The sequence below is a fragment of the Streptomyces sp. NPDC043854 genome, assembly GCF_056436005.1.
On record NZ_JBWKDK010000046.1, the window covers coordinates 20,510 to 47,379 of the forward strand.

General features: G+C 74.0%; 29 protein-coding genes. 17 read left to right on the top strand and 12 right to left on the bottom strand.

The features are described from left to right. The first annotated feature begins 138 nt into the window (after positions 1 to 138). Together AC068A_RS29850 and AC068A_RS29855 are read left to right on the top strand one after the other, a co-directional pair. The gene (locus tag AC068A_RS29850) at positions 139 to 1,110 is read left to right on the top strand and encodes an EamA family transporter (protein ID WP_478589370.1); all 972 of its coding nucleotides are present in this window, start codon (positions 139 to 141) and stop codon (positions 1,108 to 1,110) included. A 165-nt stretch (positions 1,111 to 1,275) separates the two neighbouring features. After that, positions 1,276 to 2,253, top strand: a complete 978-nt coding sequence (locus tag AC068A_RS29855) for a DMT family transporter (protein ID WP_478589371.1) — start codon at positions 1,276 to 1,278, stop codon at positions 2,251 to 2,253. On the opposite strand, the gene AC068A_RS29860 is transcribed toward AC068A_RS29855, so the two are convergent. After that, positions 2,235 to 2,963 carry a pyridoxamine 5'-phosphate oxidase family protein gene (locus AC068A_RS29860; RefSeq protein ID WP_478589372.1) on the bottom strand — a complete coding sequence of 243 codons (729 nt, stop codon included), beginning with the start codon at positions 2,961 to 2,963 and terminating at the stop codon, positions 2,235 to 2,237. The genes AC068A_RS29855 and AC068A_RS29860 overlap by 19 nt on opposite strands. A 35-nt stretch (positions 2,964 to 2,998) precedes the next feature. Between AC068A_RS29860 and AC068A_RS29865 the strand changes: the two genes are divergently transcribed. Further along, positions 2,999 to 4,330 (top strand): aminotransferase class I/II-fold pyridoxal phosphate-dependent enzyme, encoded by a 1,332-nt coding sequence (locus AC068A_RS29865; protein ID WP_478589373.1) that lies wholly within the window; start codon positions 2,999 to 3,001, stop codon positions 4,328 to 4,330. Positions 4,331 to 4,349: 19 nt separating this feature from the next. Here the strand turns inward: AC068A_RS29865 and AC068A_RS29870 are convergent, their stop codons facing one another. After that, on the bottom strand, positions 4,350 to 5,321 hold the full coding sequence (locus AC068A_RS29870; RefSeq protein ID WP_478589374.1) for a DMT family transporter: 972 nt from the start codon (positions 5,319 to 5,321) through the stop codon (positions 4,350 to 4,352). Between the two features lie 74 nt (positions 5,322 to 5,395). Between AC068A_RS29870 and AC068A_RS29875 the strand changes: the two genes are divergently transcribed. Next, positions 5,396 to 6,295 carry a LysR substrate-binding domain-containing protein gene (locus AC068A_RS29875; RefSeq protein WP_478589375.1) on the top strand — a complete coding sequence of 300 codons (900 nt, stop codon included), beginning with the start codon at positions 5,396 to 5,398 and terminating at the stop codon, positions 6,293 to 6,295. 46 nt (positions 6,296 to 6,341) lie between these two features. Here AC068A_RS29875 and AC068A_RS29880 read toward each other — a convergent pair whose 3' ends face one another. Then, positions 6,342 to 6,818 (bottom strand): pyridoxamine 5'-phosphate oxidase family protein, encoded by a 477-nt coding sequence (locus tag AC068A_RS29880; RefSeq protein ID WP_478589396.1) that lies wholly within the window; start codon positions 6,816 to 6,818, stop codon positions 6,342 to 6,344. An 80-nt stretch (positions 6,819 to 6,898) separates the two neighbouring features. On the opposite strand from AC068A_RS29880, the gene AC068A_RS29885 reads away from it, so the two are divergent. The 8 genes from AC068A_RS29885 to AC068A_RS29920 all read left to right on the top strand — a co-directional run bounded on the left by AC068A_RS29885 (position 6,899) and on the right by AC068A_RS29920 (position 13,705). Continuing rightward, a complete protein-coding gene (locus AC068A_RS29885) occupies positions 6,899 to 7,582 on the top strand; it encodes a cysteine hydrolase family protein (protein WP_478589376.1) in 684 nt (227 codons plus the stop codon). Further along, positions 7,567 to 8,418: a HipA family kinase gene (locus tag AC068A_RS29890; RefSeq protein ID WP_478589377.1), complete on the top strand. Its 852-nt coding sequence runs from the start codon at positions 7,567 to 7,569 to the stop codon at positions 8,416 to 8,418. The genes AC068A_RS29885 and AC068A_RS29890 overlap by 16 nt, the downstream gene beginning before the upstream one ends. After that, positions 8,415 to 8,798, top strand: coding sequence for a DUF3037 domain-containing protein (locus tag AC068A_RS29895; protein WP_478589378.1), 384 nt, complete (start codon positions 8,415 to 8,417; stop codon positions 8,796 to 8,798). The genes AC068A_RS29890 and AC068A_RS29895 overlap by 4 nt, the downstream gene beginning before the upstream one ends. A gap of 141 nt (positions 8,799 to 8,939) precedes the next feature. Next, complete coding sequence (gene fabG, locus AC068A_RS29900) at positions 8,940 to 9,701, top strand: 3-oxoacyl-ACP reductase FabG (protein WP_478589379.1); 762 nt, start codon at positions 8,940 to 8,942, stop codon at positions 9,699 to 9,701. Positions 9,702 to 9,720: 19 nt separating this feature from the next. Beyond that, positions 9,721 to 10,482, top strand: a complete 762-nt coding sequence (locus AC068A_RS29905) for an SDR family oxidoreductase (protein ID WP_478589380.1) — start codon at positions 9,721 to 9,723, stop codon at positions 10,480 to 10,482. Positions 10,483 to 10,628: 146 nt separating this feature from the next. After that, complete coding sequence (locus AC068A_RS29910) at positions 10,629 to 12,218, top strand: ABC transporter substrate-binding protein (RefSeq protein ID WP_478589381.1); 1,590 nt, start codon at positions 10,629 to 10,631, stop codon at positions 12,216 to 12,218. 126 nt (positions 12,219 to 12,344) lie between these two features. After that, the gene (locus tag AC068A_RS29915) at positions 12,345 to 13,013 is read left to right on the top strand and encodes a uracil-DNA glycosylase (protein ID WP_478589397.1); all 669 of its coding nucleotides are present in this window, start codon (positions 12,345 to 12,347) and stop codon (positions 13,011 to 13,013) included. Between the two features lie 95 nt (positions 13,014 to 13,108). Next, complete coding sequence (locus AC068A_RS29920; RefSeq protein ID WP_478589398.1) at positions 13,109 to 13,705, top strand: hypothetical protein; 597 nt, start codon at positions 13,109 to 13,111, stop codon at positions 13,703 to 13,705. A gap of 144 nt (positions 13,706 to 13,849) precedes the next feature. Here AC068A_RS29920 and AC068A_RS29925 read toward each other — a convergent pair whose 3' ends face one another. Beyond that, complete coding sequence (locus AC068A_RS29925; RefSeq protein ID WP_478589382.1) at positions 13,850 to 14,407, bottom strand: hypothetical protein; 558 nt, start codon at positions 14,405 to 14,407, stop codon at positions 13,850 to 13,852. A gap of 106 nt (positions 14,408 to 14,513) precedes the next feature. Then, on the bottom strand, positions 14,514 to 15,038 hold the full coding sequence (locus tag AC068A_RS29930) for a DinB family protein (protein ID WP_478589383.1): 525 nt from the start codon (positions 15,036 to 15,038) through the stop codon (positions 14,514 to 14,516). A gap of 84 nt (positions 15,039 to 15,122) precedes the next feature. Between AC068A_RS29930 and AC068A_RS29935 the strand changes: the two genes are divergently transcribed. Beyond that, positions 15,123 to 16,028 (top strand): Gfo/Idh/MocA family protein, encoded by a 906-nt coding sequence (locus AC068A_RS29935; RefSeq protein WP_478589384.1) that lies wholly within the window; start codon positions 15,123 to 15,125, stop codon positions 16,026 to 16,028. On the opposite strand, the gene lnt is transcribed toward AC068A_RS29935, so the two are convergent. The 5 genes from lnt to AC068A_RS29960 all read right to left on the bottom strand — a co-directional run bounded on the left by lnt (position 15,952) and on the right by AC068A_RS29960 (position 20,160). Next, positions 15,952 to 17,613 (bottom strand): apolipoprotein N-acyltransferase, encoded by a 1,662-nt coding sequence (gene lnt / locus AC068A_RS29940; RefSeq protein WP_478589385.1) that lies wholly within the window; start codon positions 17,611 to 17,613, stop codon positions 15,952 to 15,954. The genes AC068A_RS29935 and lnt overlap by 77 nt on opposite strands. Positions 17,614 to 17,656: 43 nt before the next feature. Beyond that, positions 17,657 to 18,139: a nuclear transport factor 2 family protein gene (locus tag AC068A_RS29945; RefSeq protein WP_478589386.1), complete on the bottom strand. Its 483-nt coding sequence runs from the start codon at positions 18,137 to 18,139 to the stop codon at positions 17,657 to 17,659. A 69-nt stretch (positions 18,140 to 18,208) separates the two neighbouring features. Next, the gene (locus AC068A_RS29950) at positions 18,209 to 18,385 is read right to left on the bottom strand and encodes a hypothetical protein (protein WP_478589387.1); all 177 of its coding nucleotides are present in this window, start codon (positions 18,383 to 18,385) and stop codon (positions 18,209 to 18,211) included. Positions 18,386 to 18,513: 128 nt separating this feature from the next. Continuing rightward, complete coding sequence (locus AC068A_RS29955) at positions 18,514 to 19,386, bottom strand: undecaprenyl-diphosphate phosphatase (protein ID WP_478589388.1); 873 nt, start codon at positions 19,384 to 19,386, stop codon at positions 18,514 to 18,516. A 48-nt stretch (positions 19,387 to 19,434) separates the two neighbouring features. Next, positions 19,435 to 20,160 (bottom strand): TVP38/TMEM64 family protein, encoded by a 726-nt coding sequence (locus tag AC068A_RS29960; protein WP_478589389.1) that lies wholly within the window; start codon positions 20,158 to 20,160, stop codon positions 19,435 to 19,437. Positions 20,161 to 20,594: 434 nt separating this feature from the next. Between AC068A_RS29960 and tuf the strand changes: the two genes are divergently transcribed. From tuf to AC068A_RS29975, 3 genes are all read left to right on the top strand, one after another. Further along, complete coding sequence (gene tuf / locus AC068A_RS29965; protein ID WP_478589390.1) at positions 20,595 to 21,776, top strand: elongation factor Tu; 1,182 nt, start codon at positions 20,595 to 20,597, stop codon at positions 21,774 to 21,776. Between the two features lie 81 nt (positions 21,777 to 21,857). Beyond that, positions 21,858 to 22,709, top strand: coding sequence for a patatin-like phospholipase family protein (locus AC068A_RS29970; protein WP_478589399.1), 852 nt, complete (start codon positions 21,858 to 21,860; stop codon positions 22,707 to 22,709). 114 nt (positions 22,710 to 22,823) lie between these two features. Further along, the gene (locus AC068A_RS29975) at positions 22,824 to 23,672 is read left to right on the top strand and encodes a spermidine synthase (RefSeq protein ID WP_478589391.1); all 849 of its coding nucleotides are present in this window, start codon (positions 22,824 to 22,826) and stop codon (positions 23,670 to 23,672) included. Positions 23,673 to 23,721: 49 nt separating this feature from the next. On the opposite strand, the gene AC068A_RS29980 is transcribed toward AC068A_RS29975, so the two are convergent. Beyond that, positions 23,722 to 25,050, bottom strand: coding sequence for an MFS transporter (locus AC068A_RS29980; protein WP_478589392.1), 1,329 nt, complete (start codon positions 25,048 to 25,050; stop codon positions 23,722 to 23,724). A 97-nt stretch (positions 25,051 to 25,147) separates the two neighbouring features. Further along, positions 25,148 to 26,179, bottom strand: a complete 1,032-nt coding sequence (locus AC068A_RS29985) for a DUF8017 domain-containing protein (protein WP_478589393.1) — start codon at positions 26,177 to 26,179, stop codon at positions 25,148 to 25,150. Positions 26,180 to 26,275: 96 nt separating this feature from the next. Between AC068A_RS29985 and AC068A_RS29990 the strand changes: the two genes are divergently transcribed. Next, positions 26,276 to 26,728: a DUF4442 domain-containing protein gene (locus AC068A_RS29990; protein WP_478589394.1), complete on the top strand. Its 453-nt coding sequence runs from the start codon at positions 26,276 to 26,278 to the stop codon at positions 26,726 to 26,728. Positions 26,729 to 26,870: the final 142 nt, after the last annotated feature.

Below are 26,870 nucleotides of genomic sequence, written 5' to 3' on the forward strand. Positions count from 1 at the left end.
GGAACGTAGCCCCGGTGGGCGGAACATTCAATACTGACGGCTCGTCAGATAACAGGTCCTGGTCACGGCGGGTATCACATCTGTCTCAACAGGTGTCTCGGTCGTGACGGTCATGACAAGCCCTGCCATGATGGCCCGATGCAAGCGTCTGGAAAGAACGCCGGACTCGGCCTCGCGCTGGTCTCCGCGTTCGCCTTCGGTGGTTCGGGAGTGGCGGCCAAGCCGCTGATCGAGGCGGGCCTGGACCCGCTGCACATGGTCTGGCTCAGGGTGGGCGGGGCGGCGCTGGTGCTGTCCCCGCTGGCCTGGCGGCACCGGGCCCTGCTGCGCCGCAAACCGCTGCTGCTGGCGGGCTTCGGCATCGTCGCCGTCGCGGGCGTGCAGGCCTTCTACTTCGCCTCCCTGTCCCGGATCCCCGTCGGCGTGGCCCTGCTGCTGGAGTACCTGGGGCCGGTACTGCTGCTCGGCTGGATCCGCTTCGTGCAGCGCAAGCCGGTGACCCGGGCGGCCGCGGCCGGCGCCGCGGTGGCCGTGGTGGGACTGGCGTGCGTGGTCGAGGTCTGGGCCGGGCTGAAGCTGGACGCGCTGGGCGTGCTGCTCGGCCTGTGCGCCGCCTGCTGCCAGGCCTTCTACTTCGTCTTCGCCGACCAGGGGGCCGACGGTGACGACGCGCCCGACCCCGTCGGCGTGATCGCGTACGGCATGCTCATCGGCGCGCTCGTGATGACGGCGATCGCCCGCCCCTGGGAGATCGACTGGCACGTGCTGGGGGGCCAGGCCCTGATGGGCGGCACGCCGGTGCCCGCGCCGCTGCTGCTCGGCTGGGTCGTGCTGATCGCGACCGTGTTCGCGTACCTGACGGGTGTCGTGTCCGTGCGCAGCCTCTCCCCGCAGGTGGCCGCCGTCGTGGCCTTCCTGGAGGCCGTCGTCGCCACCGTCTTCGCCTGGATCCTGCTCGGTGAGCACCTGTCGACGCCGCAGGTCATCGGCGGCGCACTGGTGCTGGGCGGAGCCTTCATCGCCCAGACCGCCCGGTCGGCGCCGGCCCCGGCACAGGAAGCGGAGCGGCCCGCACCGCTCCCGGTGGACCGTGAGACGACCACTGCATAGGGTGGCGGGCATGCATTCGACCGTGCTTCCGCCGCCCGCCGCCTAGCGCGGGCGGCCGACGCCGTGTGAACGAGGACCCGGCCCGGGAGGCTCCCGGGACGGTCCGTGCTGCCCGCGAAGCGATGAGCCGTCTCATTCATCCTTCACGCATGCGCGGAGAACCACGTGTCGAATCCCTCGCCCGCTTCCGGGCGCAGCCTCCTCTTCCTCGTCGTCGCCGGCGCCGCCTGGGGCACTGCCGGTGCCGCCGCCTCGCTCCTGTACCTGGCCAGTGACCTCGGCCCGCTCGCCCTGACGTTCTGGCGCTGCGCGGGCGGCCTCGCAGTGCTGCTGGGCGTGCTCGCCGTACGCGGGGCCCGGCCCCGCGGCGCGGCGGCCGCACCCCGCCCCTCCGTCCGCTCGCTCGTCGGAACGGGGCTGCTGTTCACGCTCTTCCAGGCCGCGTACTTCGCCGCCGTACAGGAGACCGGCCTCGCCGTCGGCACGGTGGTCACGCTCGGCGCCGGGCCGGTCCTGATCGCCGTCGGGGCCTGGTACCGGATGGGCGAGCGGCTCGGCGCGGGCGGTGTGGCCGCCGTCGCCGGGGCGCTCGCCGGGCTCGCCGTGCTCGTGCTCGGCGGGGGCTCCGGGGAGGTGCGGCCGCTCGGCGTCGGCTGGGCCCTGGCCTCGGCCGCCGGGTACGCCTGCATGACCCTGCGGGCCCGCGCGCTCGGGCGGCGCGGGGCCGCGGGCGACCCGCTGGTCACCACCGCCTGGTCGGCCGGGGTGGGCGCGCTGTGCCTGCTGCCGCTGGCCGCGGCAGAGGGGCTGCTGCCGCACACCGCGGAGCCGGAGCGGGTGGTGTGGCTGCTGGTGTACATCGCCACCGTGCCGACGGCGCTGGCGTACGCCCTGTACTTCACCGGGGCGGCGGCGGTGCGGGCCGCGACGGTGTCGGTGATCATGCTGATCGAGCCGGTCGGCGCGGCGGTGATCGCCGTGCTCGTGCTCGGGGAGCGGCTGACCGGTGCGGTGGTGCTCGGCACCGTACTGCTGCTGAGCGCGGTGGGCGGGCTGATCGCCGCCGAGGCGCGGCGGCCGGCGGGCGGTGCGCCCGCCGCTGACGGGCCCGCCGCCGCACCGCTTCAGAGCGCCGCGAGGTAGTCCGGAGCGGCGATCCCGGGGGCCAGGCCGTCGGCCGGGACGGGGGCCCCGTGCACCGGGGCGACCGGGACCACGCCCGACCAGTAGGGCAGGTCCAGGTCCTCGGGGTCGTCCTTCGGGCCGCCGGTCCGCAGCTTCGCGGACACCTCGGCCAGGTCCAGGCGGATCACGGCGGTGGCGGCGAGCTCCCGGGCGTTCGCGGGCCGGCAGTCGGCCGAGCGGCCCGGTACCACGTGGTCGACCAGGGCGTCGAGGGCCGTGCGCCGCTCGTCCTCGTCGGTCACCTGGTGGGCGGTGCCGTGCACGACGACGGACCGGTAGTTGATCGAGTGGTGGAACGCCGACCGCGCCAGCACCAGGCCGTCCACGTGCGTCACGGTCAGGCAGACCGGCAGCCCCGGGTCGGCCCGGCCCGCGGCGAGCAGCGGGCGCGAGCCGGTGGAGCCGTGGACGTACAGGGTCTCGCCGACCCGTGCGTACAGCGTCGGCAGGACCACCGGCGCGCCGTCGCGGACGAAGCCGAGGTGGCAGACGTAGGCCTGGTCGAGTATCGCGTGGACGGTCGCGCGGTCGTAGCGCGCCCGCTCGCGGGAGCGGCTCGGGACGGTGCGGTCGGAGGGCTCGTAGGCACCGACTGCCTCGGCGGCCTCGGCCGACTCGGTGCTCCCGGAGGTTCCGGTGGTCTCGGCGGTCCCGGTCGTAGCGGTCATGGCGCACTCCATTGCACTAGTGCATAATAGGCTTTGTGCTAGGAGAGTATCGGATCGCAGGGCGCCGCGCATCGGACATCGCGGCGAGCATCGAGACGGGTGTGGGATCGGGCGCGCTCCCGCCCGGGACGCTGCTGCCGCCGATGCGGGAGCTCGCCGGCGAGCTGGGGGTGAACCCGAACACCGTGGCCGCCGCCTACCGCACGCTGCGCGAGCGCGGGGTCATCGAGACCGACGGGCGGCGCGGCAGCCGGGTGCGGGGCCGGCCGGCCACCGCCCCCCGGGACGAGCTGCGCCCTGCCATGCCCCCGGGCACGCGCGACGCGGCGTCCGGCAACCCGGACGTGCGGCTGCTGCCGGGGCTCGATGCCGCACTGGCCGCGGCCGCGGCACGCCACGCGCAGGAGCCGACCCTGTACGGCCACGACCCGGTCGCGCCGGAGCTGGCCCGGCCGGCCCGCGCCGGGCTCGACGCGGACGGGGTGCCTGCCGGGCCGCTGGCGGTGACCTCGGGCGCGCTGGACGGGATCGAGCGGGTGCTGAACGCGCACCTGCGCCCCGGGGACGCGGTCGCCGTCGAGGACCCGGGCTGGGGGAGCGTGCTGGACCTGGCGGCGGCGCTGGGCCTGCGGGTGGAGCCGGTGGCCGTGGACGACGAGGGGCCGTCGGCCGCGGGCGTCGAGCAGGCGCTGCGGCGGGGGGCGCGGGCGCTGGTGGTCACCTCCCGGGCGCAGAACCCGACCGGAGCGGCCGTGAGCGGGCGGCGGGCGGCGGAGCTGCGGGCGGTGCTGGCGGCCCACCCCGAGGTGCTGGCGATCGACGACGACCACGGGCACGGCATCGTCGACGTGCCGCTGCACCCGCTCGGCGGGGTCACCCGGCACTGGGCGCTGGTGCGGTCCACGGCGAAGGCGTACGGGCCGGACCTGCGCCTGGCGGTGCTGACCGGTGACGACGTGACCCTGGACCGGGTGCGCGGGCGCCAGCGCCTCGGGCCGGGATGGGTGAGCCGGGTGCTCCAGTACGCGGTGGCAGACCTGTGGTCCTCGGGACTGGTCGACCCGGCCGCGGTGGCGCGCTCGTACGGGGAGCGGCGGGACGCCCTGGTCGCGGCCCTGGCGGAGCGCGGGGTGCGGGCGCACGGGCGTAGCGGGATGAACGTGTGGGTGCCCGTCGCCGACGAAACGGGCGTGGTGACGCGGATGCTGGCGGCCGGGTGGGCGGTGGCGCCGGGCAGCCGGTTCCGGGTGCAGTCGGGGCCGGGCGTGCGGGTGACGGTGTCCGGGCTGGACGCCGCCGACGTGGCCCCCCTCGCCGAGGCCCTCGCGACGGCGGTACGCCCCGCCCCGACCGGCCGCTTCGACTGACCGGCCGGTCGGGCGGGGCTCAGCGGCGGCGGGTCTGGGTGAGGGCGGCGCCGGCCAGGATGATCGCCGCGCCGACCGGGGTGTTCCAGTGGAGCTGCTCGCCCAGCAGCAGGACGCCCGCCGTGGTGGCGATGACCGGGATGAAGTAGGTGACCATCTGGGCCGTGGTCGGGCCGACCTCGGCCACCAGGCCGTACTGCATCTGAAGGGCCATGCCCGTGCCGAGCGCGCCCAGGGCGACCACGGCCAGCGTCGGCCACAGCGGCAGTCCCGCCGGCGCCGTCGTGGCCAGGGAGCTGATCAGCAGCAGCTGGAGCGTGGAGATCATCAGCTGCCCGCCGGTCAGCGCCACCGGGGAGCCCGGCACCGAGGCCAGGGTGCGGCGGACGTAGATCCAGCCGACGGGGTAGCAGAGCGAGGCCAGCAGGGCGAACGCGGTGCCCTTGGCGTCGACGCCGGAGAAGCCCTGCCAGGCGCCGAGGACCGTCAGCACCCCGAGGAAGCCCAGGCCGAGCCCGGCGACGCGGCGCCGGGTCGGGCGGTCCTCGGACAGTGCCACCAGCGACAGGACCATCCCCCACAGCGGGGAGGTGGCGTTGCAGATGCCCGCCAGGCCGGACGGGATCGTCAGCTCCGCGTACGAGAAGAGCGAGAACGGCAGGGTGTTGAGCAGCAGTGCGGCCACGGTGAGGTGGGCCCAGGTGCGCCGGCCCCGGGGGAGCGGCTCGCGCCGGACCAGGAGCACCGCCAGCAGGGCCAGCGCCCCGAAGAACACCCGGCCGAGCGCGACGTGGAACGGGGCGTACCCCTGGGTGCCCACCTTGATCAGCAGGAAGCTGAAGCCCCAGACCACCGAGAGGAGCGCGAAGCGGAGGCGCCAGTCCACCAGGACGGACCGGATGGACCGGATGGACCGGATGGACCGGACGGGCGGGGGCGTGGGGACGGCGGCCGGCGACGGCGCGGGTCGGGGTGTGGCGGGTGCGCTCATGAGGAGTACTCTGCTCCGCTCAACTACGTAGGACAAGCGAGATTCTTTTGGAGTGACGGCGTAGCATCGCTTACATGTTGAACCTGGAGCGCCTGCGCACCCTCGACGCCCTCGCCCGCCACGGCTCGGTCAGCGGCGCGGCCGACGGCCTGCACGTCACCACCTCCGCGGTGTCCCAGCAGATGGCCAAGCTGGAGCGCGAGGTCGGCCAGCCGCTGCTGGCCAAGAACGGGCGCGGGGTCCGCCTCACGGACGCCGGGCGGCTCCTCGCCGACCACGCGGCCCGCATCCTCTCCCAGGTGGAGCTGGCCCAGGCCGACGTCGAGGCCCAGCGCGGCCGCGCCGTCGGCGAGCTGCGGATCGGGGCGTTCCCCACCGCGATGCGCGGGCTGCTGCCCGGGACGCTGACCGCGCTGGCCGCCGCCCACCCCGGACTGCGGCCCCTGGTGCGCGAGCAGGAGCCCGAGGAGAGCATGGCGGCGGTCGTGCGCGGCGACCTCGACCTGGCCCTGGCCATCGACTGGCACAACAAGCGGATGCCGGTCCCGGCCGAGCTCGCCCGGGCCCACCTCCTCGACGACGCCTGCGACATCGCGGTGCCCGTCGGCCACCCGCTGGCCGACCGGGCGCGCATCTCCCTCGGGGAGTTCGCCGCCGACGAGTGGATCTCCTGGAACGAGGGCCAGTTCTGCCACGAATGGCTCGTCTACACCCTGCGCGGCCTCGGGGTGGAGCCCCGCATCCGGCACATCGCCGAGGAGCACCACACCCAGCTCGCCTTCGTGGAGGCCGGGCTCGGGGTGTGCGTGACCCCGCGGCTCGGACGTGGCCCGGTGCCGCCCGGCGTCCGCCTGCTGCCCGTGTCCGACGCCGTCCGCCGGCACGTCTACGTGGTCTGGCGGGCCGACGCCGACCGGCGCCCCTCGATCAGGGCCGCGGTCGACGCCCTCCGCGAGGTCGCCGCGGGGCTCTGAGGCGCGTACGGCCCCGGCGTGCGCCGGGCGACGCCGGCGTACGCCCTCAGAGCTTGCGGAAGTCCCAGGAGACGACCGCGTCCGGGGCGAGGCGGATCCAGGCGTGGCGCCCGTCGTGCGGCATCTCGGCGACGCCGAAGTTCTTGGCCGCGAAGATCCGCTCCACCTCCGCCAGTTCCGGGCACGGCTCACCCGTGCGCGGGGCCCCGCCGACGAAGGAGGCGCGGCCCGACAGCTCGACCCCGCGCAGTTCCCCGTACGCCTCACCCGCGTCCACGACCACCGAGATCCGCGGGTCCCGGCGCAGGTCGGACCAGCGGCGGCTGCGCGTGATCGAGTACAGCCACAGGGAGGTGCCGTCCCAGGCGAACCACAGGGCGCCCACGTGCGGGCGGCCGTCCGGCGAGACGGTCGCCACCCGGCAGGTGCGCTGCTCGCGCAGGAAGGCGTCGACCTCCTCGTCCGTCATCATGATGCGGCGGCCCCGCCGCTGGGTCGCGCCTGTGCTGCCCGTCCGCTCCATCCGTACCGCACCCACCCCTTCACATCTGACTGTGTGTCAGGAATCATGCGGGCTCGTCGGCCGCCACGCCAGGGGGAGCCATGACCCGATCCGATCCCGCCGGGGGAGCCGGTCCCGCCACCGGAGCCGATCCCGCCACCACCGCGCTGCTCACCGTCGAGTGCCAGAACGGCGTCGTCGGCGAGGAGAGCGCCCTGCCCGAACTGGCCGAGGAGGCCCGGGGCTCCGGGATGCTGGAGCGGGTGGCGGCGCTGGTCGACGCCGCGCACACGGCGGGTGTACAGGTGCTGCACGCCGTCGCCGAGCGGCGCCCCGACGGGCGCGGGGCCAGTGCCAACGCCCGGCTGTTCCGGGCCGCGGGCCGGCTCCCGGTGCGCCAGCTGTCCGGGAGCCCGGCGGTCCGGATCGCGCCGCCCATCCGGGTCGCCGAGGAGGACCTGGTGGTACGCCGCCTGCACGGCCTCTCGCCGATGGCCGGAACCGAGGTGGACGCCCTGCTGCGCAATCTCGGCGTCCGCACCCTCGTCGTCGCCGGCGTCTCCTCCAACATCGCGATCCCGAACACCGTCTTCGACGCCGTCAACCTCGGCTACCGGGTCGTGGTCCCCGCCGACGCCATCGCCGGCGTGCCCGCCGCCTACACCGCGGAGGTGGTCCGCAACTCCCTCTCCCTGGTCGCCGAGCTGACCACCACCGCCGCGCTGACAAATGCCTGGGCCCTCCGCGCCGACCGCCGTAACCTGGGCGGATGCTGTCCGAAGTGATCGCGACCCGCTACGTCACGCCCCTGCGTGAGGGCGGCTCGCTCCCGGGAATCGTCGAGGCCGACGACCTCGGTACCTACGTCATGAAGTTCACCGGCGCCGGCCAGGGCCGCAAGACCCTGGTCGCCGAGGTCGTCTGCGGCCGTCTGGCCCAGCGGCTGGGCCTGCGGGTGCCGCGCCTGGTGCAGATGCAGCTCGATCCCGTCATCGGGCTCGCCGAGCCCGACCAGGAGGTGCAGGAGCTGCTCAAGGCCAGCGGCGGCCTCAACCTCGGGATGGACTACCTGCCCGGGTCGATCGGCTTCGATCCGCTCGCCTACCAGGTGGACCCGGTCGAGGCGGGCCGCGTGGTCTGGTTCGACGCGCTCGTCAACAACGTGGACCGGTCCTGGCGCAACCCGAACATGCTGGTCTGGCACGGGAAGCTGTGGCTCATCGACCACGGCGCCACCATGATCTGGCACCACAACTGGCCCACCGCGCAGAGCGCCGCGGCCAAGCCCTACAACGCCTCCGACCACGCCCTGGCACCCGTCGGCCCGGACTTCGCGGCGGCCGCCGCCGAGCTCGCACCCCTGGTCACCGAGGAGCTGCTGACCGAGGTGGCCGCCGACGTCCCCGACGAGTGGCTGGTCGACGAGCCCGGCTTCGACTCGCCCGACGCGGTGCGGCGCGCCTACGTGGCGGCCCTGCTGCCGCGCGCGGCCGCGATCCACGAGAGGATCTCCATGGAGCCCGAGGTGAAGGCCCCGCAGCAGCCGCCGGGCTGGCTGACCGACCACCTCACCGAGTGGCCCCACAAGACCAAGGACAAGCAGAAGAGCGGCAACGAGTGACCAAGCGGGACGTGTTCGAGTACGCGCTGGTGCGCGTGGTGCCCCGGGTGGAGCGCGGCGAGTGCTTCAACGCCGGAGTGATCGTCTACTGCCGGGCGCGCTCGTACGTCGCCGCGCGCACCCACCTCGACGAGGCGAAGCTCCTCGCGCTGGACCCGGAGGCCGACGTGACCGGCGTACGGGCCGCCCTGCGCGGGGTCGAGGGCGTGTGCAGCGGCGGAGAGCGGGCCGGCCAGGCGGCGGGCGACGACCCGGGCCGCCGGTTCCGCTGGCTGATCGCGCCGCGCAGCACCGTGGTGCAGCCCGGACCGGTGCACACCGGGCTGACGGCCGACCCGGAAGCCGAAGTGGAACGGCTGCTCGACCTGTTGGTGCGCTGATCCGTTCGACCTCGGAGCCCCGGGCCCGGCGCCGTTGACACCGGGTGCCGGGGCTCCTAGCGTCTCCTCAGCTGAAGCTACTAAGCGGTTGCTCACCCCTGGGCGGCCGCCAAGAGGATTCCAAGGGCGAGGAGATCCAGTATGTCCACCACCGAGCAGCGCGTCGCCGTCGTGACCGGGGCGGCCCGGGGCATCGGCGCGGCCACCGCCGTGCGCCTGGCCGCCGAGGGCCGGGCGGTCGCCGTACTCGACCTCGACGAGGCGGCCTGCAAGGACACCGTCGAGGCCGTCACGCGCGCCGGCGGCAAGGCCCTGGCGGTCGGCTGCGACGTCTCGGACGCCGCGCAGGTGGAGGCGGCGGTCGAGCGCGTCGCGAGTGAGCTGGGCGCCCCGACCATCCTGGTCAACAACGCCGGTGTGCTGCGCGACAACCTGCTGTTCAAGATGAGCGACAGCGACTGGGACACCGTCATGAACGTCCACCTGCGCGGCGCGTTCCTGATGGCGAGGGCCTGTCAGAAGTACATGGTGGACGCCAAGTTCGGCCGCATCGTCAACCTCTCGAGCAGCTCGGCCCTCGGCAACCGCGGCCAGCTCAACTACTCCGCCGCCAAGGCCGGGTTGCAGGGCTTCACCAAGACCCTGGCCATCGAGCTCGGGAAGTTCGGCGTCACCGCCAACGCCGTCGCCCCCGGCTTCATCGCCACGGAGATGACCGCCCAGACGGCGGCCCGCGTCGGCATGGGCTTCGAGGACTTCCAGGCGGCAGCGGCCACCCAGATCCCCGTCCAGCGCGTCGGTAACCCGGACGACATCGCCAACGCGATCGCGTTCTTCACGGGCGAGGCCGCCGGCTTCGTGTCCGGCCAGGTCCTGTACGTGGCCGGCGGCCCGCTCAACTGACGAGAGGCAGGCCACAGCCATGGCGTACGAAGGAACGGACAGCGGCAAGGTCGCGCTGATCACCGGCGCCAGCCGGGGCATCGGCTACGGCATCGCGGAGGCGCTGGTGGCCCGGGGCGACCGGGTGTGCATCACCGGCCGCAACGAGGAGGCGCTCAAGGAGGCCGTCGAGAAGCTCGGCGCGGACCGGGTGATCGGCGTCGCCGGCAAGGCGCACGACGAGGGCCACCAGGCCGCCGCCGTCGAGCGCACGATGGAGGCCTTCGGGCGGATCGACTTCCTGATCAACAACGCGGGCACCAATCCGGTCTTCGGCCCGATCGCGGACCTGGACCTGAACGTGGCCCGCAAGGTCTTCGAGACCAACGTGATCTCCGCGCTCGGATTCGCCCAGCGCACCTGGCACGCCTGGCAGAAGGACAACGGCGGCGCGATCGTGAACATCGCCTCGATCGCCGGCGTCTCCGCCTCGCCCTTCATCGGCGCCTACGGGATGAGCAAGGCTGCCATGGTCAACCTCACCCTTCAGCTCGCGCACGAGATGGCGCCGGGCGTGCGGGTCAACGCGATCGCGCCCGCCGTGGTCAAGACCAAGTTCGCGCAGGCGCTCTACGAGGGCCGGGAGGCGGAGGCCGCCGCGGCCTACCCGCTCGGGCGCCTGGGGGTTCCGGCGGACATCGGCGGAGCTGCGGCATTTCTTACATCTGCACAAGCGGAATGGATCACCGGTCAAACTCTGGTCGTTGACGGAGGAATGTTCCTCAATGCCGGAGTTCACTGATCGATAATCGGACGTATTTGCCTCCCGACGGGAGGCAAATACGTACCGAACGGGCGCGAAATCGGTCAAGTGTCACACCAAACCTACCCATTGGATTTGTGACGTACTGCGCTAGGGTTTGCCGCACCCCTGGCAGATCGAGGAGCGTGCACGTGTCCAACCGGACCAGAAGCCTGCAGATCACTGCGGCCCTTGCGTCCATATCCCTGCTCGCCGGATGCGGCATGCTTTCCGACGACAGCAAAGACGCCGAGAAGAGAATCGTCGTCGGCACGACGAGCGCCCCGAGCACCCTCGATCCCGCCGCCGCATGGGACGGCTCCTGGGAGCTGTACCGCAACGTCTACCAGACCCTCCTGGCGTTCCCCACGGGCTCCTCCAAGCCCCAGCCGGACGCCGCCCAGAACTGCGAGTTCACCGACTCCGCGAACGAGTCGTACCGCTGCACCCTGCGCAAGGGCCTGAAGTTCTCCAACGGCGAGGCGCTCGACGCCAAGGCCGTCAAGCACTCCCTCGACCGGATCCGGACCATCGGCTCCAAGGTCGGCCCCAAGGACCTCTTCGGCAGCCTCGACAAGATCGAGACCCCCGACGCGCAGACCGTCGTCTTCCACCTGAAGACGCCCGACGCGACCTTCCCCTTCGTCCTCGGCTCGCCCGCCGCCTCGCTGGTCGCGCCCAAGGACTACCCGGCCGACAAGGTCCGCGAGGACGGCAAGGTCACCGGCTCCGGCCCGTACCTGCTCGAGTCCTACAAGGACGGCAGCGAGGCCGTCCTCGGCAAGAACGCCGGCTACACCGGCTTCGCCAACCGCCGCAACGACGGGGTCACCATCCGCTACTTCGCCGACGCCTCCCAGATGGTCGCCGCGCTGAAGAACAAGGAGATCGACGCCACCTACCGAGGCCTGTCGGCCCCGCAGATCAAGGAACTGCAGTCGCCCGCCGCCCACACGCTGGGCGTCCAGGTCGTCGAGAACGTCGGCGCCGAGATCCGCTACCTGGTGTTCAACCCCCAGGACCCCAACGTCAACAAGCTCCCGGTGCGCCAGGCGATCGCCCAGATCATCGACCGCGGGGCGATCGTCTCCAAGGTCTACCAGGGCACCGCCGAGCCGCTGTACTCGATGGTCCCCAAGGGTGTCGTGGGCCACAAGACGCCCTTCTACGACAAGTACGGCCAGGCCGACGTCGCCAAGGCCAAGAAGATCCTCAAGGACGGGGGGATCAACCAGCCGGTCGAGCTGACCTTGTGGTACACCACCGACCGCTACGGCGCCTCCACGGCCGACGAGTTCACCGAGATCAAGCGCCAGCTGGACGAGAGCCTCCTGTTCAAGGTCACCCTGCGCAGCCAGCCCTGGAAGACCTTCCAGGAGGGCTACAAGAACGGCCAGTACCCGGTCTTCGGCCGAGGCTGGTTCCCCGACTTCCCGGACCCGGACAACTTCATCGCGCCGTTCGTCGGCAAGGAGAACGCGGTCGGCACCCCGTACGAGTCCGCCGAGATCCTCACCGACCTGCTGCCCAAGTCCCGCCGCGAGAGCGACCGCGCCGCCGGCGTCCAGCAGTTCGAGCAGGCACAGCGGATCTTCGCGGAAGACGTCCGGCTGCTGCCGCTCTGGCAGGGCAAGCTGTACGTCGCCGCACGCGAGGACATCGCGGGCGCCGAGCGGGCGCTGGACCCGCAGACCGTCTTCCAGATGTGGGAGCTGTACCGCAAGACCAGCTGGTAGCCGCTGCGCCGGGGTCTTCGGACCCCGGCGGGTGAAGCGCTGTCAGTGGGCACCGGTAGGTTCTTGAGCTGTCGCACCACGCAGTTGCGCAGACTTGTACTACCGGAGGTTGTCGCCGTGACCCAGATGCTGCCCGAGTCCTGGCTCCCCGTCCTCGGCGGGGAGCTGGACCAGCCCTACTTCAAGGAGCTCGCCGAGTTCGTCGAGAAGGAGCGGGCGAACGGGCCGGTCTACCCGCCCCACGAGCAGGTCTTCGCGGCCCTGGAGGCCACCCCCTTCGAGAAGGTGAAGGTCCTGGTCCTCGGCCAGGACCCCTACCACGGCGCCGGCCAGGGCCACGGCCTGTGCTTCTCCGTCCGGCCGGGCGTCAAGACGCCGCCCTCGCTGCGCAACATCTACAAGGAGATGCACGAGGAGCTCGGCACCCCCATCCCGGACAACGGCTACCTGATGCCGTGGGCCGAGCAGGGCGTCCTGCTGCTCAACGCGGTGCTCACCGTCCGCGAGGCCGAGCCCAACTCGCACAAGGGCAAGGGCTGGGAGAAGTTCACCGACGCGGTGATCCGCGCCGTGGCCGACCGCACGGACCCGGCCGTCTTCGTGCTGTGGGGCGCGTACGCGCAGAAGAAGCTCCCGCTGATCGACGAGGAGCGGCACGTGGTCGTCAAGGGCGCGCACCCGTCCCCGCTGTCGGCCAAGAAGTTCTTCGGCTCCCGGCCCTTCACGCAGATCAACGAGGCCGTCGCCGCGCAGGGGCATGAGCCGATCGACTGGCGGATCCCGGACCTGGGCTGAGCGCCGACCGCGCCTCGGTTCCGCGGGCCGCACCTCCGGCTAGCGTCGTGACGATCAGACCGGAGCAGGTCTGGCAGACCCAGCCGGAGGCCGCGGTGACCGAGCAGCAGGAGGCGTCGGAGGACGCCGTCATGACCCGGATCGGCCAGGCGGTCATCCTGCTGCACGCCGGGGACCGCGAGGAGGCCCGCAACCGGCTCCGCGACCTGTGGACCGAGCTCGGCGAGGACGGCGCGAGCCTGCACCGGTGCACGCTCGCGCACTACATGGCCGACGCCCAGGACGACCCCGCCGACGAGCTGGCCTGGGACCTGCGCGCCCTGACCGCCGCCTGGGGGCCGCGGGACGGGCCGCAGGCGGAGCCGGGGGACGGGCCGGGCGAAGGGCCGGAGGCAGGGGCCGGGGCTGCCGGGCCGCCCGGGGACCGGCAGCGTCCGCCGGACGAGCCGGAACCGGCGGTGCGGGTGCTCTACCCCTCCCTGCACCTGAGCCTGGCCGCCGACTACCTCAAGCTCCGGCGGCCCGAGGAGGCGCGGGTCCACCTGGCCCGCGCCTGGGCCGCCGCCGGCGTGCTCCCGGACGACGGGTACGGGTACGGCGACGGCGTACGGGCCGCCCTGGCGCGCCTGGAGCGGCTGCTGGCCGGAGAACCGGGCGGGGGACCCCGGCCGTTCCCGGAGCAGCACCCCTGACACCCGGCGAGGGCCCTGCGACGCCTCGAGGGCCTGCGCCGAGCCCACCGGGCCTCCCGGCTCCCGGGCCTCCCGGGCCTCCCGGGTCTTCCGGGCCTACCGGGCCGGCCCGAACCGCCCGGACCCCGCGGGCAGGCGGGAGCGTCAGCCGCCGTGGACGCCCTCGCAGATCCGGGCCTCCGGGCTGTCCGGGGCCCAGCGGCCGTGCTTGTGGCCCATCGCGCACACGTCGGCGGGCCGCACGGGCAGCTTCTCCGCCAGCCCCCGCCGCACCCCGGCCTTCGGATCCAGCGGATCGGGGCGGTTCGCCTTGCTCCCCGGGGCCGGCTTCGCGACCCCGCGGGGCTCGGGGATGTCCGGGACCGGCGGCACGCCCTTCGGGGCCTCCCCGGCGGCCGCTTCCACCGCTGCCGCCGTGCCCGCCGAGGCGCCCGGTGCCGGGCTGCGGCCCGCGGGGGCCGAGGCCGTGGGCAGCCCGGACTGCAGCGGCAGCGCCTTGAGGGCCTCCAGGGCGGGCGCCTGGACCTCCACCGGAGCCGCTCCCGGGCCACCGCGCGGCTCGTGCTGCGGCAGGGCGCCCGCGGTTCCGGGCGCGCCCGCCGGCTGCATCGGGGCGGGGCTCACAGTCACACAGCCGGACACCGCCGAGACGGCGCAGGCGAGGGAGAGCAGCAGCTTCGTCGTGGTTCGGGTTGGGTGCACTCGCGCAACTCTGCTGTGCGAGGACCCCGTTGCGGAAACCCGGAGCCGATATTCACTCCGCACGGGTGACGCCGCGTCCTCCGAACACGCCTCGCCCGGACCGGCGTCAGACGCCCGCGGCGCCGTCGATCTGCTCGCGCAGCAGGTCCGCGTGGCCGTTGTGGCGGGCATACTCCTCGATCATGTGGGTGTAGACCCAGCGCAGGCTGAACGCCTCGCCCCGGTGGTGGCTCTCCGGCTTCGACATCAGGTCCAGCGATCGGCCCGCCGCGGCTTCCCGGGCCCGCTCCACCTCGGTCCGCCACACCTGCTCCGCCTCGGCGAAGGTGTCCTGCGCGGTGAAGTGGAAGTCGCCGTCCCGGTCCTCCCGCGTGCTGTACAGATCGGGCAGGTCCTCACCCAGCATGATCTCCCGGAACCAGTACCGCTCCACCTCCGCCATGTGCCGTACGAGGCCCAGCAGGCTCAGCTCGGAGGGCGGCAGCGGCATGCGGCGCAGTTCCTCCTCCCCGAGGCCCGCGCACTTCCAGGCGAGGGTGGCGCGGTGGTACTCCAGCCAGCCCTCCAGCATCCCCCGCTCGTCGGCGGAGGTGGACGGCTCGGTGCGGTGGGATCCGGAAGTCATCGTCATGGCCGCCATCCTCGGGCCAACCGGCCGGTCTCCACCAGGGATTAAGCTGCGGGGGTCCCACAAGGAACCACCTGGAGGTCCGCGGTGAAGGTCGGCGTCATCGGACTGGGCGACATCGCCCAGAAGGCGTACCTGCCCGTCCTCACGGCCCGCCCCGGTCTGGAGCTGCACCTCCAGACCCGCACGCCCGCCACCCTGGAGCGGATCGGGGAGTCCCACCACATCCCGGCGGAGCGCCGCCACACCGGCGTCGACGCCCTGCTGGCCCAAGGCCTCGGCGCGGCGTTCGTGCACGCCCCGACCGCCGTCCACCCCGAGATCGTCACCCGGCTGCTCGAGGCCGGGGTGCCGACGTACGTGGACAAGCCGCTGGCCTACGAGCTCGCCGACTCGCGGCGCCTGGTGGAGCTCGCCGAGGAGCGCGGGGTCCCCCTCGCCGTCGGCTTCAACCGCCGCCACGCGCCCGGGTACGCCCAGTGCGCCGAGCACCCGCGGGATCTGATCGTCCTCCAGAAGAACCGGGTGGGGCTGCCCGAGGACCCGCGGACCCTCGTCCTCGACGACTTCATCCACGTCGTGGACACCCTGCGCTTCCTGCTGCCCGGCGAGGCCGACCACATCGACGTCCGCGCCCGGGTGCACGGCGGGCTGATGGACCAGGTCGTGCTCCAGATGTCCGGGCCCGGCTTCACCGCGCTCGGGATCATGAACCGGCGGTCCGGGTCGCCCGAGGAGATCCTCGAGGTGTCCGGGCAGGACACCAAGCGGCAGGTCGTCAACCTCGCCGAGGTCGTCGACCACCGCGGCCAGCCGACCGTGCGCCGCCGCGGGGACTGGGTGCCGGTCGCCCGCCAGCGCGGCATCGAACAGGCCGTCGACGCCTTCCTGGAGGCCGTCGCGGCCGGGAAGGCGGTCAGCGCCCGGGACGCCCTGCTGACCCACGAGCTGTGCGAGCGGGTGGTGCTGGCCGCTCTGGAGCAGGCTTCCTGATCCGCAGCGTGCGGATCCCCTCCACGGTGCAGTACACGGCGAGCAGCGCGAGGGAGGCACCGACCGGCCAGTCGCCGAAGCGGACGTAGGGCGTCGTGCCGTGGGCGAGCGGGACCTCGTACACCTGCGCCGTGCTCGCCGAGACGGGCAGCGGCGGGCCGATCCGCCCGCCGTCCGGGCCGTACACGGAGCTGATGCCGGTGAGGGTGGCGTGCACCACCGGGCGGCCGGTCTCCGCGGCGCGCAGCGCGCCGAGCGAGGCGTGCTGCGCCGGGGCCCAGCTGTCCTGGAAGGTGGAGGTGGCCGACTGGGCGACGAGCAGGCCGGCCCCGTCGCGGACGAGGCGGCGGCCCATGTCGGGGAAGGCCGACTCGAAGCAGACCAGCGGCCCGATCCGCAGTCCGTCCGGCCCGCCCGGCAGGTCCATCAGCACCGGGGCCGTGCCGCGGCGCCGGTCCTCGCCCGCCGCCCTGCCGACCGAGGTGGCCCAGCCGAGCAGGGACCGGGCCGGGACGTACTCGCCGAAGGGGACCAGGCGCATCTTGTCGTACCGGTCGCCGGTCGGGCCGCGCGGGCCGACGAGCACGGAGCTCTTGAAGATGCCCTCCCCGCCGCCCCCGCCCCCTGCCGGGTGCTCCTGCGCGGCCGCGGCCGCGGCCGCCGGGCGGGGAGCCGCCGGCTGCCGGGCGTCGACGTTCACCAGCAGTGGAGCCCCCACCTCCGCGGACAGCGCGGCCAGCCGCCGGGACAGGTCCGGGCGGGCCGCCAGGTCCGCGCCGACGCTGCTCTCCCCCCACACCACCAGGTCCACCGGCCGGCCGGCCAGCGTCCGCGTCAGCCGCTCCCCGGCGGCGAGGCGCCGCTCCGCGCTGTCGGGGCCGTCCGCCACCAGGCCCGCCTGGACGACGGCCACCCGCAGCAGGCCCGACTCCTGCGGGCGCGGCAGCCACAGCCACACCGCCCCGGTCAGCACCGCGCACCCCGCCATCCCGGCCACCGCCGGGACCCGGGCCCGGGGCACCGCGATCAGCAGCACCACCGCGCAGTTCACCGCCACCACCAGCAGACTCACCAGCCACACCCCGCCCACCGAGGCGAGCCGCAGCACCGGCGGCACCTGCCACTGGCTCGCCCCCAGCAGCCCCCACGGCCCGCCCAGCCCCTGCCAGGACCGGGCCAGCTCCGACAGCAGCCAGCCCGCGGGGACGAGCACCAGCGCGGCGGCCGCCCGCCCCGGTCCCGGGGTCCCGCCGAGGAGTTCGCGCACCAGCAGCGCCCAGGGGATCCAGAGCAGGCCGAGCAGGGCGGCGAGGGGCAGCAGGAACACGTGCAGGCTGGGCAGCAGCCAGTGGTGCACGGCCACGATGAACCCGGCGCCGCCCAGCCAGCCCTCCCAGGCCGCCCGCCGCCCGGTCGGCGCCGACCTCAGCAGCAGCATCCAGGGCACGAGGGCGACGTACGCCCACCACCACAGGGCGGGCGCGGGGAGGGCGAGGCACGGCAGTGCCCCGGCGGCGGCCGCGGCGGCCGCACGCCGGCGCCGGGTGCGCCTCGGGATCGTGACCGCCCTCGGGACCGGGACCATGAGCGCCTCCGCTTCCAGTGTGGGACAGGGCCGTATCGGCCGCTCAGGCGGAGAGGTGGCGCCACTTCTCGTGCACGGTGACCCGGGTCAGCCGCCAGCCGTCGCGGGCGGTGCGGACCAGGGCGAAGGTGTAGCGGCCGCCGGCGGTGAAGTCCGGGGCGGCCGCCGGCCCGCCGGCGCCGCCTCCGTCGAGTCGCATCGGGTTGACGAAGTCGGCCCGGACCTCGGCCCGGACCTCGGCCCGGTCGGCGGCCCAGCCGCCGCCGTCGGCCAGCCGGACCAGCCGGTTGACGATCAGGTGCTGGCGTACCGGGAACAGCTGCAGGGCCTCGGCGAGCCAGTCGGCCACCTCCTCGGCCGGGCCCTCGATCCCGCCCGCCGAGCTGTAGTCGGCGCGCCCGCCGGGTGCGAAGAGTGCGCGGTACGCCGCCCAGTCGCCGTCGTCCACGGCCATCGCGTACCCGGTGACCACCTCGTCGATCGCCAGCCGGTCCATGACCGAGGCGAGATCCACACGCTGCGTCATCGGGTCAGTGTGGGCGCGCCGGGCGGCGAGGCCAAGGGGCGTGCGCCGGCCAGTCCGGCCGGCTCGCGGTCAGTGGCCGGAACACGGCTCCCGCTGCCGGACCACGACCAGGAACGCGTCGCTGGCCAGGTCCATCACCACCTCCGCGGGCACGCCCTCGCGCATCCGCTGGGCGGCGTACTCCTCGGCGGGCCAGCTACCCCTCGGGCTCCCCGCCGGGAACCGCTCCAGCACCACTCGTCCCATGGGGCACCCCCTGCTGCTCGGCTTCGGGACTCCGACACTCTCCACGCACAACGACGCGAAGGCCGCTCGGGAACGTTCCCGAGCGGCCCGGCGGTTCACGCGAAACGGTGAGCGGGACGGCGTACCGGCTAGCCCGCCGACTCGGCTGCGTGCGGGCTCAGCACGCCCATGCCGACGAGGGCGAACAGCAGGATGCCCAGCAGGATCCGGTAGATCACGAAGGGCATGAAGCTCTTGGTGGTGATGAACTTCATGAACCAGGCGATGACGGCGTAGCCGACGGCGAAGGCGATCACCGTCGCGAAGATCGTCTGACCCCAGGAGACGGGCCCCTCGCCGATGTGCTTCAGCTCCAGCCCGCCGGAGGCCAGGACGGCCGGGATGGCGAGGAGGAAGGAGTAGCGGGCGGCGGCCTCGCGGGTGAAGCCCATCAGCAGACCGCCGGAGATCGTCGCACCGGACCGGGAGACACCCGGGACCAGCGCCATCGCCTGGCACAGACCGAAGATCAGGCCGTCCCTGACGCCCAGCTCCCGCAGCGTCTTGCGCTCGCGCACGGCGCGGTGCCGGCCGCCTTCCTCGTCCCGGGCCGCCAGCCGGTCGGCGAAACCGAGGACGACGCCCATGACGATCAGGGTCGTGGCGGTCAGCCGCAGGTCGCGGAAGGGACCCTCGATCTGGTCCTTGAACAGCAGGCCCAACACGCCGATGGGGATGGAGCCGACGATCACCAGCCAGCCCATCTTGGCATCCTGCTCCGCCCGCAGCGACTTCGTGTAGAGCGAGCGGAACCAGGTGGAGACGATCTTCGCGATGTCCTTGCGGAAGTAGATCAGCACGGCGGCCTCGGTACCGATCTGGGTGATCGCCGTAAAGGCCGCGCCCGGGTCCTCCCAGCCGGCGAATGCCGCGGTCAGCCGGAGATGGGCGCTGGAGGAGATCGGGAGGAACTCCGTAAGCCCCTGGACGAGACCGAGGATTAGGGATTCGAACCAGCTCATGTCGGGGTGCGTTCGTCCTTGTGATCGTCGGGCAGTTCGGGTCCGATGCTAGGGCCCGTGGGAAGCCGCTCCGACCACAGGGGGGTGCTCGTGCAGGGCCCCCGGGGCCGCCGGCCGCGCCGGGCGCGCCAGCCGGTGCCGCTTGCGCCATCCGACGACGGCGGCCGCCAGCAGCGACGCGGCGATGAAGCCGAACGAGACGAGGAAGGCGGGGGAGCCCGGCGAGGAGGCGCTGGCCCCGGCGACGACGTACGCCGCGGTGTTCGGCACGATGCCGATGGCGGTGGCGGCCAGGAACGGCAGCCAGCCGCAGCGGGACACCGCGGCACAGTAGTTGGCGGCTGCGAACGGCATCCCGGGGAAGATCCGCACCGCCAGCATCGAGCGGAAGCCGTGCCGGGCCAGCTGGTCGTCGGCCGCCAGCAGCCAGCGCCCGCGCAGCAGCGGGCGCAGCGCGTCCCGGCCCATGGCGCGGCCCAGGCCGAAGGAGATGCCGGCGCCCAGGACCGAGCCGGCCACCGCGGCGGCCAGGCCGAACGGGATGCCGAACATCGCCCCCGCGGCCAGGTTCAGCAGCGGCCGCGGCACGAGGGCCGCCGTGCCCAGACCGTACGCGCCTGCGAACAGCAGCGCCGCCACGCCCACCGGCAGCCCCGGGGGCCACCCCTCCGACAGGATGCGCTGGGGCTCGAACAGCAGCACGCACACGCCGGACGCGAGCAGCAGCACGACCAGCAGCGACAGCCGGGTCCGCGGCGCCAGGAGGAGGGACATCCGGGGAGACTATCCGACGTATGCGGCGGCCCGCCGTAATCCAGGCCTCATGCGGAGGAACGACCGGCGTCCGCCGCGATCCCCGCGCAGCGCGCCGCGCGCGGGGCCGCCCTCCCGCACGAGCCCGGGGCCGTACCGGAATTCAACGGAAGTTCATTCGAAGGAAATTCATTCGACGCAGGGGGCGCCGGTCCGGCACGATCGGCCGCATGTCCCGGCACGCCTTCCCCGCAGCGCCGTCCGCCATCGCGGACGCGCCGAAGGCTGCCGTCCTGCTCTTCGAGGCACTCGCCTTCGCCGCGTTCGACGGCGCACGACGCTGACCCTTCCCGGACAGTCCGGCGGACCCCACAGGGGGAGGGTCGGCTCGGCCTCAGGGGTCCCGTTCCGGCTTCGGCCGGTCGCAGCAGCGCATGTACACGGGAAGGGACATCATGGCCAAGACGGCCTTCGTTCGCACCAAGCCGCACCTCAACATCGGCACCATGGGTCACGTCGACCACGGCAAGACCACCCTCACCGCCGCCATCACCAAGGTCCTCGCCGAGCGCGGCGGCGCCTCCTTCGTGCCGTTCGACCGCATCGACCGGGCCCCGGAGGAGGCCCGGCGCGGCATCACCATCAACCTCGCGCACGTCGAGTACGAGACCGACACCCGGCACTACGCCCATGTCGACATGCCCGGGCACGCCGACTACGTCAAGAACATGGTCACCGGCGCCGCCCAGCTCGACGGGGCGATCCTCGTCGTCTCCGCGCTCGACGGGGTCATGCCGCAAACCGCCGAGCACGTGCTCCTCGCCCGGCAGGTCGGCGTCGACCACATCGTCGTCGCCCTGAACAAGGCCGACGCCGGGGACCCCGAGCTGACCGACCTGGTCGAGCTGGAGGTCCGCGAGCTGCTCACCGCCCACGGCTACGGCGGGGACGGCGCACCGGTCGTACGGGTCTCCGGGCTCGGGGCGCTCGAGGGCGACCCCCGGTGGACCGGGGCGATCGAGGCGCTGCTGGACGCGGTGGACACGTACGTCCCGATGCCGGTGCGGTACACGGACGCGCCGTTCCTGATGCCGGTGGAGAACGTGCTGACCATCACCGGGCGCGGGACCGTCGTCACCGGCTCTGTCGAGCGCGGGCGGGTGCGCCCGGGGGACCGGGTGAGCCTCCTCGGCGGCGACGGCGAGCCGGTGGAGACCGTGGTGACCGGCCTGGAGACCTTCGGCAAGCCGATGGAGTCCGCCGAGGCCGGGGACAACGTGGCGCTGCTGCTGCGCGGGGTGCCGCGCGACGGGGTGCGCCGCGGGCAGGTGGTCGCCGCTCCCGGCAGCGTGGAGCCGCGGCGGCGCTTCACGGCACAGGTGTACGTGCTGTCCGCGCGGGAGGGCGGGCGCACCACCCCGCTGTCGACCGGGTACCGGCCGCAGTTCTACATCCGCACCGCCGACGTGGTCGGGGACGTGGACCTGGGCGCGGCCGCGGTGGCCCGGCCGGGGGAGACGGTCACGATGACCGTCGAGCTCGGCCGGGACGTGCCGCTGGAGGCCGGGCTCGGCTTCGCGATCCGCGAGGGCGGGCGCACGGTCGGCGCGGGGACGGTGACGACGGTCCTCGGCTGAGGCGCCCCGGCGTGGTGGCGGCGGTCCCGGTACGCCAGACTGCCGTCACCACAGGGCGTGGCACGACGAGGGGCGGGCGGCATGGGCGGCGGCAGGACGGCACTGGTGCTCGGCGGCGGAGGGCTGACCGGCATCGGCTGGGAGTCCGGGATGCTGTACGGGCTCGCGCAGGCGGGCGTGGACCTCTTCGGCGCCGACCTCGTCGTCGGCACCTCCGCGGGCTCGCTCGTCGGCGCCCAGCTGGCCTCGGGCTTGCTCACCCCGCGCGAGCTGTACGAGCGCCAGCTCGTGGACCCCGCGGGCGAGCCCGTGGCCCGGTTCGGGGGCGGGCTCGTCGCCCGGTACGCGCTGGCGATGCTGCGCTCGCGCGACGGGGCGGGCTACCGCAGGCGCGTCGGGGGGATGGCGCTGGCCGCCGACACCGGCGAGGAGGCGGAGCGGCGCCGGGTGATCGCGGCCCGGCTGGTCTCGCACGAGTGGCCCGCCCGGCGCCGGCTCGTGGTCACCGCCGTCGACGCCCTCAGCGGGGAACTCGCCGCCTTCGACCGGGAGAGCGGCGCCGGGCTGGTCGACGCCGTCGCGGCGAGCTGCGCGGTGCCCGGGGTGTGGCCGCCGGTGACGGTGCGGGAGCGCCGTTACATCGACGGCGGGATCCGCTCCGCGGCCAACGCGGACCTGGCCGCCGACTGCGACCGGGTGGTGGTCCTCGCGCCGATGACCCTCGGCTCCGGGCACGTCCCCGCGCCGACCGCCCAGGCGGCCCGGCTGCGGGAGGCGGGTGCCCGGGTGCTGCTGATCACGCCGTCCGCCGAGGCCCGCAAGGCCTTCGGGCGCAACGTCCTGGACCCGGCGCGGCGGGCCCCGGCGGCGCGGGCCGGATTCGCCCAGGCCGCACGGCACGCCGCCGAGGCGGCCGCGGTCTGGGCGGGCTGACGGCGTCCGGGCCCGGGGCGTACGGGCCCGGGGCGTACGGGCCCGGGGCGTACGGGCCTTCGGGCAGGCCGGCCGGCGTACGGGCCTGCGGTCCGGCTGCCGGACAATGGTGCGATGAGCGAGGAACAGATCCCGGTGGTCCGGGCCGTGGGCCAGGGCACCGCCAAGCTGATGCCGGACGTGGACCGGGACCGGGCCTGGCTGCTGACCGTCGACGGCGCCCCGCAGTCGTACGTGGACCTCGACGATCCGGAGCACCTGGAGTTCGAGTACGCACGCCGCCTCGCGCACGTCCTGGACTGCGCCGCGGAGCCCGGCGCGGCCCTGGACCTGCTGCACCTCGGCGGCGGCGCGCTGACCCTTCCCCGGTACGCGGCGGCGACCCGGCCGGGCTCCCGGCAGACCGTCGTGGAGTTCGACGCGGCGCTGGTGGAACTGGTCGAGGAGCACCTGCCATGGCCGGCCGGGTCCCGGATCACGGTGCACACCGCGGACGCGCGGGCCTGGCTGGAGGGCGCGGCCCCCGCGGGCGCGGACGTGATCGTGGCCGACGTGTTCGGCGGCTCGCGGGTGCCGGCCCAGCTGACCTCCCTGGAGTACGCCCGGGAGGCGGCGCGGGTCCTGCGGCCGGGCGGGGTGTACGCGGCGAACCTGGCCGACGGGGCGCCGTTCGACTTCCTGCGGGGCCAGCTGGCCACCTTCCGCGCGGTGTTCGGGCAGGTCGCGCTCGTCGCGGAGCCGGGCGTGCTGCGCGGGCGCCGGTTCGGCAACGCCGTGCTGCTCGCCTCGGACCGGGAGCTGCCGGTGGACGCCGTGGCCCGGCGGTGCGCGGCGGACGCCTTCCCGGCGCGGGTGGTGGCCGGCCCCGAGCTGGACCGGTTCGTTCGGGGGGCCGCGCCGGTGGCCGACGCGGACGCCGCCGGCTCCCCGGAGCCGCCCGACGGGGCGTTCGGCATCGGCTGAGCCCGCCTGCGCGCGGGCCCGCCGATGCCCGCGCCGCGGCGGCGCGGGCTCAGTCTGCGGCGGCGCGGGCGCCGGCTGCCGGGGCAGTTGCCTGGGCGGCCGTCGGGACTGCGGACGATCCGGCCTTCGTCCGCCCCGGCCTGCGGGTGAGCCGGCGCACGTCCGGGACGGCGAGGACTGCGGCGCTGACGGCCACGACCAGCGTGGCGCAGCCCCACAGCGCGGCGCTGCGGCCGAAGGCCGATTCCACGGGCCCGGCCACGGCCGTGGCCAGCGGCAGCAGCGACACCGAGCCGAACCAGTCGTAGGCCGAGACCCGGGAGAACTTCTCCTCCGGTATCTCCTGGTGCAGGGCCGTCATCCAGTTCACGCCGAACACCTCGATGGCCGTGCCGCTCACGAACATCACCGCGCACAGGGCCCACACGGGCAGCGGCACGGCCAGGCCCGCCGACGGCAGCGCGAGCGGGAACACGCACAGGGTGCCCACGAGCAGCAGCCGGCGCGGCTTCCACACCATCATCAGGACGGCGCCGGCGATGGTGCCCACGCCGAAGAGGGCCAGCGCCAGGCCCCAGGGAGCGGGCCCGCCCAGCTCGTCGCGGGCCACGAGCGGCCCGTACACGGCGTCCGCCGTACCGACGACGGCGACGACCACGGAGAACTGGAGGACGATCCCCCACAGCCAGGGGCGGGTCCGGAACTCCACCCAGCCCTCGCGCAGATCGGCCAGCAGGCCGCCGCCGGGCGCCCGGTCCGCGACCCGGCTCACGTCCAGGGCGGCGCGCAGGGCTCCGGCCAGGGCGAAGGCGGCCGCGTCCACGGCCAGCACCCAGCCGGGCCCGAAGGCGGCGATCAGCGCTCCGCCGAGGGCCGCTCCGCCGATGCCGGCGCCGTTCACGGCCATCCGGAAGAGGGCGAAGGCGCGGTTCGCCTGCTCGGCGGAGACGCTGGCGAACAGCATGCCCTCGGCGGCCGGGTTGAAGAAGGCCGTACCGGTGCCGCAGAGCGCGGTGAGCAGCATCATCTGCCACAGCTGCGGGTCCCCGGCGAGGACGAGGACGGCGAAGGCGGCCTGCGAGACGCAGTTGAGGGTGTTGGCCGCGACCATCACGCGGTGGCGCGGCAGCCGGTCGGCGACCGCGCCGCCGATCAGCAGGAAGAGGACCAGCGGCAGCGTGCGGGCCGCCGCGACCAGGCCGACGTCGCCGGCGGATCCGCCGGCCTCCAGGACGGCGAAGGCCGAGGCGATGAGCGCTCCGTGGCTGCCGAGGTTGGTGATGACGGCGGCGGCCGTGAGCAGCGTGTAGTTGCGGCCGGCCCAGTCGGGCCGGCGGCGGGCGTACGTGCGGGACGGCGTGGTGGGGGGAGGACTCACCCCTCGGACTATCCACGCCCCGGTGCGGTAATCCAAACCGATTACCGGACCGGGGCGTAGGGGTGTGCGGGTGCGGGTGCGGGTGCGTCCTTCCGGATCAGCCGCTGGTGCCGGTGCCGTGCAGGCGCACCGAGCCGAGCACCTTGTCCATGGTCTCCTGCGGGACCTCACCCGGGACCCCGACGGCGCTGAACAGGATCCAGCTGGAGAAGTCGCCGTTGGCGGTCTTGAAGCTGAACGCGATGGACTTGCCGTCGCGCGAGCACTTGTTCTCCTTGGGCACGCCGATCGCGGTGGCGGTCGCCATGTGGCCCTTGAGGCCGGAGGAGGTGGTGTACTCCTTCGGCTCGGAGACCTTGACGGTTCCCTTCGGTGCCTTCTGCGCGAACGCGGCGAACGCCCAGTTGCCGGCCTCGTTCTTCACGGCCTCGGCGGTGTCCTTGGCGCCCTGGCCGCCCTTGGTGCCGCTGCCGGCCAGCTCGGTCTTCTCCTCGCGCCCGTCCTTGTCGGAGTCGATCGTGCACCAGTCCTCCTTGAGGAAGGCCGGCGCGGAGAAGCTGATGAGCGGCTTGCCGTCGTTCTTGACCTCGTCCGTGAAGCTGGCGATGACGCCGGGGCTGGCGACGTTCCACTCCGGCGGGATGTCGAAGGCGGTGCCGTACTTCGGGTTGACGACGACCTTCCAGCCCGGGATCACGGGCTTGACGTCCCCGCCGGCGCGCGGGTTGTCGCCCGGCGAGGACGCTGCGGGCGACTGCGGCGCGGCGGACGAGGCCGGGGGGTTGTTGTCGGCCACGTCGTTCGTCTTGTCGTCCCGGGTCAGGACGAACGCGCCCGTCGCGGCGGCCGCGACGACGACCGCGGACGCGGCGACGATGGCCACCGTCTTGGTGGAGAGCCCGCCGCCACCGCCACCGCCGCCGCTCGGCGGTGCCGGAACGGCCTGCTGGGGTTGGGTCCACGGCTGGGCCGGCGCCTGGTAGCCCGCCTGCGGGTACCCGTAACCGGGCTGCTGCTGGTACGGGTTCGGCTGTCCCGGCTGCCCCGGCGGCTGCTGCTGGTACGGATTGTGTTGCGCGTCCTGAGGGTTCTGCTGTCCCCCGGGCGGCTGCTGCTGTCCTGGCCACATGGCCGGTAACGATAGTGGGAGCGGCCGACAGGGGCCACGGCCGCCCCCCGGACAGGTCTGGCCAAGCGCATCTACTCGTGGGTAACATCGCGTCCCATGAGCGCAGACCAGATGAATGTGGGCGAACTGCTCGCCGCGACCGTGCCGATGGCCCGGACCCTGAACCTCGAGTTCCTGGAGACCACTTCCGAGCGCGCGGTCGTCCGCCTGCCCGACCAGCCGGACTACCACAACCACGTGGGCGGTCCGCACGCCGGCGCCATGTTCACCCTCGCCGAGTCCGCCAGCGGTGCCATCGTCCTGGCCGCCTTCGGCGACCAGCTCTCGCGCGCCGTGCCGCTCGCGGTGAAGGCCGAGATCGCCTACAAGAAGCTCGCCAAGGGCGTCGTGACGGCCACCGCCACCCTCGGCCGCCCGGCCGCCGAGGTCGTCGCCGAGCTCGACGCGGGCGGCCGCCCCGAGTTCCCGGTCACCATCGCCATCCAGCGCGACGACGAGGCCGTGACCGGGGAGATGACCGTCGTGTGGACCCTGCGCCCCAACGCATGACCACACGTTCCCCGGGGGAAGCGTGGGGGGGGGGGGGGGGGGGGGGGGGCCGCCCCCCCCCCCCGGCCCCCCCCCCCCCCACACGAACCCAACGGACGCCCGGGCCAGACCCACCCCCCCCCACCACCACTCCCCTACACCA